Below are 13,486 nucleotides of genomic sequence, written 5' to 3' on the forward strand. Positions count from 1 at the left end.
AGCGGGATGAAACGGCCGGCGCCGAAAAGATTGTCAGGCCTTGCGCGGATGCGGCGCGCGCCAGTTCGGCTCCATGTCGGCCGGCGTCAGCGTGCCGCCCGTCGCGCCGACGCCAGGGAGCACCGGGGCCGGGCCGCCGAGCGTCCCGTCGATGGCGCTGTAGAGGAACTGCGCGCCATAGCGCGCCTTGGCGCCGAAGGCGGCCAGCGCGGCGCCGCCATGGCTGCAGACCTCCGGCTGGCGCTCGCACATGCCGGAGAGGTCCGCGACGGCGCCGCGGGCGGCGAGAACCGCGTCGATCGCGCTGACGCGCGGGGCCTGCACGCCGTGGCTCGGGTCGCCGGGAATTAGCAGGACCACGACCGAAAACCAGAAAGCCGCCCGGAGGATAAACATCGATCTGCCCTTCCGCCTTCCGAACCCATCGCCGCGCCACGATCGTTTCGTCGTGACGATGTCGATCCTAGGCGGCGCAACTGAAAGTGGCGTTCAGGCGGATGGGCAAATTCTAGCGAACCGGTTCATGCGTGGGTAACCATGAAGGGCCGCGTTCCCTTGCCCCGGCGCTTGCGATACCCTCCGCCGGTTGACCGGGGGAGCGCGTTGAAAAGGTCGAGCCAAGCAGAAATCGAGGCCATGTCGTCGAGTTGGGCCTGGCGTCTGACACGGCCGATATACCGGCTCGAGCGCGAAATCCGGCGCTGGCGGCCGAAGCGTCTGTTGGCGAAGCTCGGGCGCGCCAAACAGCGGGAGAGCGCCGCTTTGCCTGTCGCCGCCGCCTCGATGCCGGCCGTCGCCGCATCGGCGCCGCCGCCTGCCGCCCAGCATGACGGGCCTGACGATTTCGTGCTCCTTCGCATCCTCGGCAACGATCTCTTCCCCCGCCACCGCAAGGGGCAGACGCGGACGAATCTCGCGCTGATCCTTGCCCACGAGCCGGAGCTCGAAGACTGTCGGAAGCGCTGGATCGTCAACCGGATCATCGATCCGGCCGAGGAAGCGCTGATCATCGATTTGCTCGAGCGCAGCGGCCAGGATTATACGCGCATTCCCTTCGATATCGGGGAATATGCCGGCATAGGCTGGGCGGAAGACGGCTTCGCGGAGCCGGGCTTTTTCCTGAGCAAGTCCTACGAGGCGTTGGGCCCGGAGGCGCGGGCGCGCGCCGAGGTGCATGCGCGGCGGCTGAAGAACATCTACGTCATGAACAACAATGGCGGCCGCAACCTCGCGCTTCGCGAGGGGCGCGGCCTGGCCAGATGGGTCCTTCCCTGGGACGGCAACTGCTTCCTGACCGAGAGCGGCTGGCGCGAGATCCGCCGCGCCGTCCTGGAGCAGCCCGATCTCAAATATTTCGTCGTGCCGATGCTGCGGGTTTCCAGCAACGAGCTCCTGCTGCGGGGGCAGATGGAACGGCCGGCCGAGGACGAGCCGCAGCTGATCTTCCGGAACGACGCGGTCGAGATGTTCGACGAGGCGCGCCCCTATGGCACCCGGCCCAAGGTGGACCTGCTCATGCGTCTTGGCGTCCCGGGCCCCTGGGATCGCTGGCTCGCCGATACGTGGGAGGCGCCGATGGCGCCGCGCTCGGCGGAAGCGGGGAGATTCGCCCTTGCCGGATGGGTTGGGCGGCTCGAATCCGGCAAGCCGCACCTAGAGCGGAGCGGGCAGGGGACCGTGCGCGCCCTCGCGCGGGCCGATGCCATCGTAGCAGCGCTGGATTGGCTCGACCGGCAGGTCATGGCGAGCCGGGTCCAACCCGAGCGCCTCTGTCTCTACGACGAGGCAAAGATCGGCGAATTGGCGTCGGAAGCGTCCGCCACGCTGCGCTCGGCGCTGAAGGCGGATGCCGACGCTGCCCTGTCGCGCGGCCCCGGTTCCGTCGCCGACAAGCCGGCGCCGGCGCCGGGCGCAGGCGCCCGCGACTATTTCAGCCTGGCGCGCTATTGGTGGCCGGATCCCGCCTCGCCGGACGGCCTGCCCTATGTGAACCGGGATGGCGACGACGTCTTTCGCTCCGGCCTGCCGGGCTTCGCGCCCGAGCGCTTCGACCGGATGCGGGTCCAGCAGCTTTTCGATGATTCGATCGTGCTGGCCCTCGGCTGGGCGGCGCTCGGCGACGGGCGATATCTCGATCACGCCGCCGGCCTGGTCCGGACCTGGTTCATAGATCCGCGCACGCGCATGACGCCGCATCTGCGCTTCGCGCAGTTCGTGCACGGCCATGACAGCCATGACAGCACCGGCTACGGCATCCTCGATTTCAGCGGCCTGCCCCGGCTTCTCGATGCCGTGCGACTGATGGAGCGGGGCGGGGCGCTCTCTCCCGGAGACGGCCTCGCCTTCCGCCACTGGCTCCGCTCCTACGCCGACTGGCTGCTGGATAGTCCGCAGGGCCGCCATGCCAGCCGCCGGCTCAACAATCATGGCACGTTCTACGATCTCCAGATTGCAGCGATCGCCATCTTCCTCGGCGATATCGATGCCCTGAATGCCGCGCTCCGGCGTGTGCGGGAGCGACTGCCGCATCAGTTCGCGCCGGACGGGTCGCAGCCGCGTGAACTCGCCCGCTCGCGCCCCCGCCACTATAGCTATCTCAATCTCGTCGGCTGGATTGCGATCGCACGGCTGGCGGAGAGCGTCGGCGACGATCTTTGGAACTACGAGGCCGCGGACGGCCGCTCGCTCCGGAAGGTGCTCCGCTGGCTGATCGACCGGTGCGACGCGCGGGACTGGCCGAAGGGGCTCCCCGTCGAGGCCGAGCGACTGGCGGTCGAGCCGCTGCGCGCGGCCTACAGCGCTAAGTACGAGCCGGAGCAGGCGGGCCCCGCGCCGCAGCCGCCTTTCAGCCTGGATCCCATGCTCGGAATGGCGCCGTTCTGGCCGCTGCAGCGCTAGATCTCTGCCTGCCGGCCAGCTCCGTCCGGGTGGCAGGGATCCTTGTTAAGGCCGGCGGATCGCGTCGTCCGGCGCTTATCCTTAGGGTTCCCTTAAGCGGGGTCTGCCATGATCCCGACATTGCCGGGATGGCCCTTGTCGGGCCCTGCGCCGGCGGGCCGGAAGGCCGGAACGAGCGTCATTGGTGTGTTGTGTATGACGGTTTCATTCGAGCCCTTGCGGCGAATCATCGACGGGTTGGTCCATAGCTCGGTCGCTGACGAGCCGCTGCTCGCCGCGCGCCATCGCGCGTTCATCGCGGCGCATCTGGCCGTCGGCCTCGGCGTCCTCATGCTGTTCCCGATCTGGCTGGCGCTGGCCGGCCGTCCGTCCTTCGCCTCGGCCGTTGCCTTCGGCTGGCTGGCCGCGCCGCTGCCGATCGCCGGCTTCCTGTCGCGCACGGGCCGCTATGGCGAGGCCCATCTTCTTTCCGCCGTGGCGCTGGCCGGGCTCGTCGTCTGGGCCGGCATGCTGACCGGCGGCCTCGGCTCGCCGGCGCTCGTGCTGCTGGCGATCGTGCCGGCCGAGGCGGCGCTTTCCGGTTCGCGCCGGATCACGCTGGCGTCGATCGCGATTTCCGTCTGCGCGCTTGCCGGGCTGGCGCTGGTGGCGCTGGCCGGCCTGCTCCCCGCGCCGATGGCCGGGCCCGTCTCCTTCGCGCCGATCCTGGTCGCGGCCGCGATCCTCTATGGCGCCGGCCTGGCGCTGCGCATCGAGCTGGTCCAGCGCGTCGCCGAGGGCGCCGCCCGCGACGGCGAGGCGCGCTATCGCATCCTCGCCGACAACACGGCCGAGCTCATCACCCGCCACAATGGCTCCGGCGCCGTCGAGTTCGCCTCGCCTGCCGCGCGCGCCATGCTCGGCTGCTCGCCGGCCGAGCTGATCGGCCACGGCCTGTTCGATCGCGTCCACGTCGCCGACCGGCCGAACTATCTGCATGCGCTGTCCGAGGTCGATCGCACCGGCGAGCCGCGACAGGTCGAGTTCCGCCTGCGCCGGACCGCCGGCGACGATGCCGCCGGCTTCGTCTGGGCCGAGATGCGCTGCCGTCCGGCGCTCGATGCGGCGCAGGGCACGCGCTCGGTGGTCGCCGTCCTGCGCGACGTCACCGCCAGCCGCAGCCAGCGCGACGCCTTCGCCGAGGCGCAGTCCTCCGCCGACCAGGCCAACCAGTCCAAGGTGCAGTTCCTCGCCCATATGAGCCATGAGCTGCGCACGCCGCTCAACGCCATCATCGGCTTCTCGGAGATCCTGCAGCGCGAACTGTTCGGCAAGTTCGAAATGGCGCGCCACCGCGACTATATCCGGCTGATCCATTCCACCGGCGAGCACCTGCTGCAGGTGGTCAACAGCGTGCTGGACATGTCGAAGATCGAGGCGGGCAAGTTCGATGTCGTGGCGGCGCCGTTTCCGGTCGTGCCGGTGATCGACGGCGCGCTCGACATGATGGCGCAGCAGATCGCCGGTCGTGGCATCAAGCTCGTCCGCCGCATCGATCGCGACCTGCCCGAGATCGTCGCCGACCGGCGCGCCTGCCGGCAGATCCTGCTCAACCTGCTTTCCAACGCCGCGAAGTTCACCGAAGCTGGCGGCACGGTCACGGTTTCCGCCACGCTGGAGCAGGGTGAACTCGTGATCGAGGTGCGCGATACAGGGATCGGCATCGCCGCCAACGACCTGCCGCGCATCGGTACGCCCTTCGTCCAGGCCGACGCCTGTGCCGAGCGTCGCGGCGAGGGCACCGGGCTCGGCGTCTCCGTCGTCAAGGGCCTGGTGGCGCTGCAGGGCGGCACCTTCGCGCTGGAGAGCGAAACGGGTCGCGGCACGCGCGCCATCGTGCGCCTTCCCATCCGCCCCGCGCGCCATGCGGCGGCCCCCTTCATCCGCCCGGCTGGGACGGTCTTCGAGGAGAGGGAGCGTCGGCGTGCGTGAGCGGGAGGCTCCAGCAAGGCGGAAACGTCCGTCGAACCGGTCGCGCCGTCCGGCTCCGGAGACCGAGAGCCTGATCGGCCGGCTGGCGGACAAGATCATCGAGAACCCCGGCCGGGCCGGCGGCTTCGCGCTGATCGCCATCGCCGTGACCTCGATTGTCTCCAACGCCGCTTTCCTGCAGACCAGGCATCATCCCGACCCGCTCTTCGTGACCCGCAGCGTCGCCGAAAGCCCGGCTCCTGCAGCAGCCGCTGCGTCGGCTCCGGCGGCGACCGCGCCGCCCGTTGCCGAGACGGTCTCCATGCCGCTGCCGAAGAGCCGTGTCGCCGCCACGCAGGCGTCACAACCGGCGCCGCCGCCTGCGCCGGCAAAGGCCCCGGCGACGGCTGCATCCACCGCACCGCAGCAGCCGGCCGCCACAGCTGCGCAGGGCCATGCCTCTCTAGTCGGCAATCTCGTCGCCGATACGCAGCGCGCGCTCCTCGATGTCGGCTTCTATGATGGCTCCGTCGATGGCGTTCTGGGACCGCAGACCAAGGCGGCGATTTCGGCCTTCGAGAAGCGGATCGGCCTGATCCCGACGGGGCAGCCGAGCCCGCGCCTGCTCAGCGAGATGCGCAGGGGGCGGCCGCGCGCCGCCGAGATCGCCGATCCGGTCTCCACCGGTTCGATCACGGATCCCGCCGGCCGCGCCCGCATGAAGCGCGTCCAGCAGGCGCTGAACCAGATCGGCTATGGTCCGATCGAGACCGATGGCCGCGGCGGCGGCAAGACCGCCAGCGCCATCCGCCGTTTCGAACGCGATAACGGCCTGCCCATGACCGGCGCGGCTGGTGACGCCGTCATCGCCAAGCTGGTGCTGATCGGCGCGATGGACACGCTTTGAGAGCGTCGATCCCCCCATGCGCGTAACATCCGGCTTTTGGGTCGCGGCCTATATCCGCCGTGTCTTCGCCGAGGGCGCATTCGCCGCCGTCGTCCGGCGTGGCGCCGAGGAGGCAGGCGCCATCTTCGTCGCGATCGACTGGCTGGACGGAACGGTCGACCTCTATGGCCCGGCGCCACAGACGGTTTTCGATGACAGCAGGCCTACCGACCGGCTCTTCACCCGCATCGGCGAACGGATCGACCGGCTCGAACTGCAGCAGCGGATTGCCTCGGAAACCCGCTTCGACCCGGATATCTGGCTGGTCGAGACCGAGGATCGCCAGGGGCGGTCCTTCCTCGATATTGCGGCGGGCTGATCGGCCTCAGGCGAATTTCTCGGTCCGGAGAGCCGGTTCGCCAAGGATCGGCTGATCGAGGGCGGCCGGACGCGTATCCCTGCGTGGCGCGTTGGCGAAATGCGGCTGATGCGCGGCTTCGGGCTCGGCGTCGCCGCGCCATTCGCCGACCAGTCGGCTCGCGCCGGGCTGTGCGATGCCGGCCAGCAGTTCCGAGAGCCGGAAGAAGGCCTCGACCGCCTCGCGCATCAGCGGATTGGCGAACAGCATCACCTGCTGCGCCTCGCTGTCCGAAAGTCCGATCGCCTTCAGCAGCACGATCAGCGCCTCGCCGGAACGATCGTCCAGCAGGGCCGTCACCTGTTCGACGTCGAGGCGGAGCCCCTCGGCCAGCGCCGCGATCAACTGCTCGCGCTGGTGCTGGCGCGCCAGCATCGGCAGGCGGGCCCGGCTCAGTGCGGCGCGGAAGGCCTGGTCGATCTGGATCGAGGAAAGCTTCGGCTTCGACAGCGGCGCGGGCGGCAGCGAACCGATCCGCGCCAGCCGGCCCTCGCGGTCGAGGCGGAGGAAGGCGGCGACGGGATCGTCGGATACGGCCGGTTCGACAATCGGGGGCGCTTCGTCCGTGACCGGGAGCGCGGCTTCCGGCATCGTGGCGGCCGGCGCTTCGGCCGGCACGGCCGGCAGCGCAACTTCGGCGGGAGGCGGCGTGGCCTCGGAGGTGGCCGCGACCGGGGCGGCGGCCGTCGCTTCCGGCGTCGGCGCGACGGCTGCCGGGCGGGGTTGCGGCTCGAAAGGTTTGCGCGCGGAGGCCGGGGCGGGCGGCGCGTCGCTGGCGAGCGCGCTCATCTCGGCGCTCAGGCTGGCGGTGAGGACGCGCGCCGCGACCAACGCCGAAAGGGGGGCCGAGATCTCAGGTGCGGCGAGGTGATTCGCCGGCTCGGGAGCCGATTCCGTCGGCTCCGGGGCTGCGACCGTCGCTTCGGCGACGAGTTCCGGCAGGATTTCTGGCGGATCTGAGATCTCGGACTCGGACGTCGTGACCGGCCCTGTCTCCGCGACTGTCGGCGCGCCTGCAGCGGCGGCCGGCAACTCCGGCATCGGGCTGGTTTCGGCCGGCAGCAGGGCGATCGTTTCGGCGTCGCCGGTCATCCGCAGCGCGGCTGCGATCGCCGGCGCGAGGCCCTCGCGCGAGGCCATCATCCGCCAGTGCGCCGGGCCGGTAGCGGCCATGATGGCGAGGAGATCGAATGGGTTCAGCGCCGGCGCATGGCGCAGGATCGGCGAGGCGATCTCGACCAAGTCCTTGCCGAGCATGCGCAAAATCGATCCGGGCGTATCCGGGTGGCGCGCCAGCCGCTCGGCGACGAAGGCGCGGTCGGCAACCGAAACCTTGGCGAGGAAATGCGCCGCCAGTTCCTCGAAGCGGCGAATGCCGGCCTGGTCGTGCGTCTTGTCGAGCACGAACAGCTCGGTGGTTGCGCGAAGCAGCGCGGCGTCGCGACTTTGCTGACTCGACACGGCCATGGCCATGAGACCATCCGAAAAATGCGAGGGTTGCATGATGACGCGTTACCTGAAGAGCAGTCGACGCGATCGCAATCCCCGTTGGTAGCCCCGATCGCCAAGCCCGAATCCATCATGCCGGAAAGTTGTTAGCGATCCGTTAACCTTGCCGGTTGGTAAATGGTGCTATTGTTGATGCGAGCGTCCGCCAGGCTATCGGGGCGTCGATGCAGCCGGACGGACCTCCAAGGAGGTCACATGGGCACCATCCTGAGCTATTCGGGCGACCGGCGCAGACGGGTCCGCTCCGGCCTGCCGAAGCAGGGGACATGCGAGATCATCATCTTCTCGGGCGTGCGGATCGATCGCCAGCGCCCGGAGCGGCCGCAGCCGGCGCAACCCGTGGCTGCGCCGCAGCCGAAGCCCGGACGGGGCGGCTAGGGAGTCTGCGGCCGAAGCGGATCCGGGCTCACTGCTTCTCGTCGCCGGGATCGGCGGCGGGCGGCGCATCGGCCGAGGGCAGTTCCGCCGAGCAACTGGCGGCGCCGAGCAGCGCCTCGGCGCGGCCGACCAGCGTCGGATCGGCGACGAAGCTGCGGATCAGCGCGAAGCCCCGCGTGATCGGAACCTCGATGACGATCGACTGGTCGAGGGCGGCGATCGGGTTCTCGCGCAATTGCGCCATCTGCACCGGGGTCGCGATCACCAGGTCGATGTCGGCGCGCTCGGCCGAGCGGTCGTTCAGGCTGTAGACATTGCTGCCGCGCCGGTTGAACACCGCGATCGACCAGAAATCCTCCGGCATCGCCGCCTTGATGCGGACCGGCCCGTCCTCCAGCGAGAAGCGGCAGGCGGCATAGGCCATCTGCGGGTCGAGATAGGGCAGCGGCTCGGTGCCCGGCTCCGACATCGGCAGAAGATGGAAGGCGCCGTCCGGCCCGAACCGGCCGAGCGACGTCCAGGCGTCGCGATTGGCGAAATCCGGCAGGAGCAGGATGACGGCGATGTGGATGATGCCGCCGAGCAGCAGCCCGCCGAGGACATAGAGCAGCGTGCGGATCCAGTTCCGCCGGGCGAAGCGCGTCATGGGCAGCCCGCCTTGGCGATTTCGGGCATGACGACGGCGCCGACGCGCGCGCCGCCGGCGAGCGGCGTGTCGTAGAGGCGCAGGATCAGCCGGATCCCCTCCGTCGTCGTCACCGGCAGCCAGTTGCCGGGCTGCGCCGCGCGCGACACGGAGATGGTGAAGCTGCCGTCCTCGTGCCGCAGCACCTCGCGCGAATGGAAGGCGGTGCGGCGGGCGGGATTGTCCATCAGGTGGCCGTCGGCATCATAGACGGTGAGCGTCCAGAGCCGCGCCGGCGGCGTCTGGCCGGTGATGCGATAGGTGCAGCCGCCGGTAAGCCGCGCCCCGGCGCCATCGGCATCGGCCGAGAAGGCGAGGCCCTCGCCGGCGCCGAGCGGCACCTCGCCGGTGCGCGCCAGCATGGCGGCGGTATAGGGATCGGCATCGGCGCTGCCGGTATCCGGCCACGCCGTCCACGCCCCGCGCGTCACCGCGCCAAACAGCCTCTCGCGGTCGAGCACGAGCGCGGCCGAGCCGAAGCCGACGATCACGGCGATGGCGATGGCGATGGCGAGGTTGATCAGAAGTCGCAAGCACGGGCCTCAGGTCGGAGCGCCGCGAAGATAGCGCGGGCAGACGGCGGGCGATAGCAGGGTTGATGCGTTCCGCCGCGCCCGCGCGCCGCCCCGCGCCCTTCCGCCGCAACAAACGGGTTGCCGGCCGCGCCGAAGGCGGGCAGAGCAGGCGGGGCACGAAGGAATCCAGCGAGGCGATGATGACGACGGCGATCCGCCAGACGATGACGCGCGGCGACTGGGCGCTGCTGGCGACCCTTTCGGCGCTCTGGGGCGGCTCGTTCTTCTTCAATTCGATCGCCGGTCAGGCGCTACCGCCCTTCACGGTCGTGTCGCTCCGCGTCGGCCTCGCGGCGGTGATCCTGGTGGCGCTGATCCGGGTGACGGGGAGGGCGCTGCCCAGGGGCTGGCGGGTCTGGCGCGTGCTGTTCGGCATGGGGCTGATCAACAACGTCATCCCGTTCTCGCTGATCGTCTGGGGCCAGACCCAGGTGCCGAGCGGGCTCGCCGCTGTGCTGAACGCCACCACGCCGTTCTGGACCGCGCTGGTGGTCAACTTCCTCACCAATGACGAGAAGCTGACGGCGGCGAAGGTGACCGGCATCGCGATCGGCGTCGCCGGCGTCGGCGTGCTGATCGGCCCGCAGGTCTTCTGGGATTTCGGGTCGCACGGGCTCGGCGAGTTCGCGATCCTGCTGGCGACGCTTAGCTACGGCTTTTCCGGCGCGCTCGGCCGTCGTCTGCCGCGCCTCGGCGTCGAGCCGATGACGGCGGCGTCGGGGCAGATGATCGCCGCGACGACGATGATGGTGCCCCTGGCGCTGGTCTTCGACCGGCCATGGACCCTGGCGCTGCCGGGCTGGCCGGTCTGGGGCGCGATCCTCGGCCTCGCGGCGCTCTCGACCGCGCTCGGCTACATCCTGTTCTTTCGCCTGATGGCCCGCGCCGGCGCCACCAACACCTCGCTGGTGACGCTCCTCGTCCCGGTCTCCGCCATCCTGCTCGGCACGCTCGTTCTCGGCGAGACGCTGGCGCCCAAGCATCTCGCCGGCATGGCGCTGATCGGCGCGGGGCTGCTGGCGTTCGATGGCCGGGCGTGGCGGTGGGTTAGGGGGAGGCGGGTGGTGGAGGCTGGGTGAGGAGCAGTGATATCTTGTAGGGACTGTGTGCTTTTCACTGCACTTTACTAGCTGCGCTACAATATGAGCTTCATACGAATACTGACGACGCTAATTTCTTGAGCGGTATACAGTTTTGTCGCGTAATAAAATCGGTGTGTTGAACTTCAGTGGGCTGCATGTAGAGAATGTGAAGCGGTAGACATTCGGCTGCAACTCGCAACTCCTGTTTGAGTTGTAACAGCGCATCGCCAACTGAGCCAACGATCAGAATGTCAATATCCTCTCCGATACCGACTAGGCTGGATCCAAACATGTAGGAATCGAATCTGCCTAGGGAACTGCAGCAACACAGAAGATGAGCCGCAATCTCCCCTGCGGTCATCAAGCTGTTCTCAGATATTCTTTTAGCCTGTCCCATTTCATTACCTCGCACCCGAGCTCTTGTCCTGCGTCAATCGCTTCCGGCGAAGGACTCCCGTTCGGATTGATGTTCCAGACGATATCAATCGGACCAAACCGCTCCCAGAGAGTACGAACCGCATCGGCGGTGGGCTCGTATTCTGCAATCATGCCAATCCTGACACTCGTGCCGCTTTTTAACGAAACTCGGTGGATGCGATCATAATCCCGGATCACCTCTTTCACCCGACCGTACTGTCGTAGAAGCCTATCAGCGAATTTGTACACTTTGTGAGACGCGGTATTTGCGTTGCCATCGAGCGCGGCCGAGGAAAGTGTTGCAAAAGTGCCCCAGCCTAAGCCGGTGTCTTCGAGAAATTGAATGGCATTGCCGTGCCAAACGCAGGTTGACCGGTACCCACACAGGAAATCTAGTGCAGGATACTGCTTCTTGTAGTTAACCGCCGTCACCTGATCGATTTCGTGGGCGGCCGAGATCACAGCCAGCACGTCCGGTCTATCTTGCGTCGCGATCAGGATAAGTTCCCCCTCAACATGCTTCGCAGTTGACCGCGTCTGTTTTGCCAGATTTTCCAGTGCGTATCTGACTTGCCAGTTCAAGAGAAGATGCCTTCCATCGCTCGGGGGAACCGGATTGCGCGACCGGCGACACCGCAAACATGGCGCTCCGAAAGAGCACGCACATGCTCCTGGTACTCCGCAAAAGCTCGGCGTTCCTCGTCAGTGGCGAGTCCCAGATTCGCCTTGATGATGGCTTGAGCACGATAGTGATTGGGCAAGATGACGCTCCTGATACGCTGCGTCCATGCCGACGCGGATTCCGACTCCGGATCATATTCAAAATCGGAGCCATGCTCGGGGGCGAATTTGTCCCAGATTGCCTTGCTTTCGGCCATGATGCCAGCGATCGCTGCTCTTGCCTGAGCGCGGTCCTCATAACTTCTGATACCTTGCTTCGCCGCCAAATTGGCAAGATGGTTTTGCTTCCATTCCAGAAGGATATGGCGAGGAAAGCTCTCGGGATCCTTATCAATTTTTGTGTGGCACGTTGGGCACAGCAAAACTAGGTTCTCAAAGGTGTCTGCGTCGAATTCGCCTGCAGGGCGATCTTCATGACGCGGTCCGGCCTCGCCATGTGGAATGACATGCGCCATTTCCGCAATATGTTTGTCTCCACCCAATTCGACGGGGAATAGAGTGTCGAGGCAGTCCGGCTTCTGACAATGACCTGCCGAATCAGAAAACAGCCGTAGTCGTGTTGCTGCGGCTATTGCCTTTCTTTCTGCCATAAGGAAACTCCACCGTGATGCTAGATCAGTATAGCATCGGCCGTGTGCTGGTGCGTAGTCCATCGTCCTTTGGCTGGACGACTAGCGAGCGTACCCTTCCATCCAATGGCAGCTGGTCATCGGCAAGCCCCATGCTGCCCTTGTAAGCTGCGCTTTCGTTTCTCACCCGGATTCACACGTTTCTATGGAAGAATCCATCGCGGACACCTTAGTGGTGTGCTAACGATCCGTTAAGGAAAATCAGGGGGACGAGAAGTGACGGGCAGGAACAGGGAAGCCTCTGAGGTCAGGACGGAAGAAGAAACTATTATTCAGTCGGACAGCAACCTCGTCCTTAAAATTGCTGACCTGCTCCCTGGCGACTTGCTACTATATCGGGGGGCTCACCTTAAAATTCATCAACGAAAAATAGCCGAAGCAACTGGCAGTCCTTATACTCACGCTGCGATATTTCTGGGTGACGGCAGGGTTGCCGAATCTAGCTTCCCGAGCGGGGTCGGCACACAATATGTCGAGCAATCAATCAAAGGGTCTCGCTGCGTTGCAGTACTGAGGAGTCAACTGGGCTTTGGCGGCGACCGGCCGGATCGACTGAACAAGTTTGTCGATGCTGTACTTGAACAGAGGAGGTTCTATAACCTAATTGCGGCGGTCAATTTCGAGAGGGAGAGCATGCAATATTTCGATTCCCACCTCGAAATCGTCCGGGAAAACTACGGAAAGGTGAATTCAGACGAAGAGTTTGCCCAGCAGAGTTTCTTCTGCTCAGCCTTCGTCGTCGCCTGTTATTCTGTCGTCGGGCTGATCGGGCCCACCGCCCAAATCGCTTACCTACCGAGCGCCTTCTCGCCGGGCAGTCTTTATCAGGACCCCAGCTTCGGTTGGCTCCTCGGCTATCTAGTACCAGAGGGCGGGTCAGTTCCGACCGATGACCCTGTTCTTACCCAGGCAACTTTATGGAGCGACCTTCCGGATTGTCGTTGGTGGACAACAGTATAGCTGTTGCATTCTCCGGTGCCCGTTGACATCTGAACCTGTCTATCGAACATTTCGATCGCTGTGCGGGCGGCCAGCATATCCGCTTCCTGTTGAGGGGCCGAATGGACGACCGACGGGACAACGGCGCTTCCTCGCCGAAGCTCATTGGCCCGGTGACGGACAGCTCTAGCTGCAAATCGCCCGAAACCTGCCAGTCCTATTCCCGCCCCGCTCGACATTGCCGGGATGCAGACTGACCGCCAGCTTTCACGCATCGAAACGGGCCAGTTGCGGTCACGCACGGACGCGATGGCTCCCGTAGCTCCAGGCTTGTCTAGCCTTCAAGCACTAGCCGAAAGCCAACGATTGCGCATGGAGCTTCCAACCCAGTTCGCCGACCACACGCAAGACAAATCTATGTGCGACGCTGCCCACAGTG

General features: G+C 66.4%; 13 protein-coding genes. 7 read left to right on the top strand and 6 right to left on the bottom strand.

Translation table 11 applies throughout. The features are described from left to right. Nucleotides 1–33: 33 nt before the first annotated feature. Nucleotides 34–396: a DUF5330 domain-containing protein gene (locus OSH07_RS23440; RefSeq protein ID WP_266341137.1), complete on the bottom strand. Its 363-nt coding sequence runs from the start codon at nt 394–396 to the stop codon at nt 34–36. Between the two features lie 366 nt (nt 397–762). Between OSH07_RS23440 and OSH07_RS23445 the strand changes: the two genes are divergently transcribed. The 4 genes from OSH07_RS23445 to OSH07_RS23460 all read left to right on the top strand — a co-directional run bounded on the left by OSH07_RS23445 (nt 763) and on the right by OSH07_RS23460 (nt 6,113). Continuing rightward, the gene (locus tag OSH07_RS23445; RefSeq protein WP_266341138.1) at nt 763–2,898 is read left to right on the top strand and encodes an alginate lyase family protein; all 2,136 of its coding nucleotides are present in this window, start codon (nt 763–765) and stop codon (nt 2,896–2,898) included. Nucleotides 2,899–3,093: 195 nt separating this feature from the next. Further along, nucleotides 3,094–4,869: a PAS domain-containing sensor histidine kinase gene (locus OSH07_RS23450; protein WP_266341139.1), complete on the top strand. Its 1,776-nt coding sequence runs from the start codon at nt 3,094–3,096 to the stop codon at nt 4,867–4,869. Next, a complete protein-coding gene (locus tag OSH07_RS23455; protein ID WP_266341140.1) occupies nt 4,862–5,755 on the top strand; it encodes a peptidoglycan-binding domain-containing protein in 894 nt (297 codons plus the stop codon). Before OSH07_RS23450 ends, OSH07_RS23455 begins: the two co-directional genes overlap by 8 nt. Nucleotides 5,756–5,771: 16 nt before the next feature. Continuing rightward, on the top strand, nt 5,772–6,113 hold the full coding sequence (locus OSH07_RS23460) for a DUF1491 family protein (protein ID WP_266341141.1): 342 nt from the start codon (nt 5,772–5,774) through the stop codon (nt 6,111–6,113). 6 nt (nt 6,114–6,119) lie between these two features. Here the strand turns inward: OSH07_RS23460 and OSH07_RS23465 are convergent, their stop codons facing one another. Further along, a complete protein-coding gene (locus OSH07_RS23465; protein WP_266341142.1) occupies nt 6,120–7,625 on the bottom strand; it encodes a DUF2336 domain-containing protein in 1,506 nt (501 codons plus the stop codon). 231 nt (nt 7,626–7,856) lie between these two features. Here OSH07_RS23465 and OSH07_RS23470 point away from each other — a divergent pair, with 231 nt between their 5' ends. Beyond that, nucleotides 7,857–8,039: a hypothetical protein gene (locus tag OSH07_RS23470; RefSeq protein WP_266341143.1), complete on the top strand. Its 183-nt coding sequence runs from the start codon at nt 7,857–7,859 to the stop codon at nt 8,037–8,039. 28 nt (nt 8,040–8,067) lie between these two features. Here OSH07_RS23470 and OSH07_RS23475 read toward each other — a convergent pair whose 3' ends face one another. Together OSH07_RS23475 and OSH07_RS23480 are read right to left on the bottom strand one after the other, a co-directional pair. Next, nucleotides 8,068–8,685, bottom strand: coding sequence for a DUF1254 domain-containing protein (locus tag OSH07_RS23475; RefSeq protein ID WP_266341144.1), 618 nt, complete (start codon nt 8,683–8,685; stop codon nt 8,068–8,070). Continuing rightward, on the bottom strand, nt 8,682–9,257 hold the full coding sequence (locus OSH07_RS23480; protein WP_266341145.1) for a DUF1214 domain-containing protein: 576 nt from the start codon (nt 9,255–9,257) through the stop codon (nt 8,682–8,684). The genes OSH07_RS23475 and OSH07_RS23480 overlap by 4 nt, the downstream gene beginning before the upstream one ends. Before the next feature lie 182 nt (nt 9,258–9,439). Between OSH07_RS23480 and OSH07_RS23485 the strand changes: the two genes are divergently transcribed. After that, nucleotides 9,440–10,378 carry a DMT family transporter gene (locus OSH07_RS23485; RefSeq protein ID WP_266341168.1) on the top strand — a complete coding sequence of 313 codons (939 nt, stop codon included), beginning with the start codon at nt 9,440–9,442 and terminating at the stop codon, nt 10,376–10,378. Between the two features lie 363 nt (nt 10,379–10,741). Here OSH07_RS23485 and OSH07_RS23490 read toward each other — a convergent pair whose 3' ends face one another. Further along, on the bottom strand, nt 10,742–11,380 hold the full coding sequence (locus tag OSH07_RS23490; RefSeq protein ID WP_266341146.1) for a hypothetical protein: 639 nt from the start codon (nt 11,378–11,380) through the stop codon (nt 10,742–10,744). Beyond that, nucleotides 11,377–12,069, bottom strand: a complete 693-nt coding sequence (locus OSH07_RS23495) for an HNH endonuclease (protein ID WP_266341147.1) — start codon at nt 12,067–12,069, stop codon at nt 11,377–11,379. Before OSH07_RS23495 ends, OSH07_RS23490 begins: the two co-directional genes overlap by 4 nt. Before the next feature lie 255 nt (nt 12,070–12,324). On the opposite strand from OSH07_RS23495, the gene OSH07_RS23500 reads away from it, so the two are divergent. Beyond that, on the top strand, nt 12,325–13,068 hold the full coding sequence (locus OSH07_RS23500) for a C40 family peptidase (RefSeq protein ID WP_266341148.1): 744 nt from the start codon (nt 12,325–12,327) through the stop codon (nt 13,066–13,068). The last annotated feature ends 418 nt before the right edge of the window (nt 13,069–13,486 follow it).

This window comes from Kaistia nematophila (assembly GCF_026343855.1).
Classification (GTDB): Bacteria; Pseudomonadota; Alphaproteobacteria; order Rhizobiales; family Kaistiaceae; genus Kaistia; species Kaistia nematophila.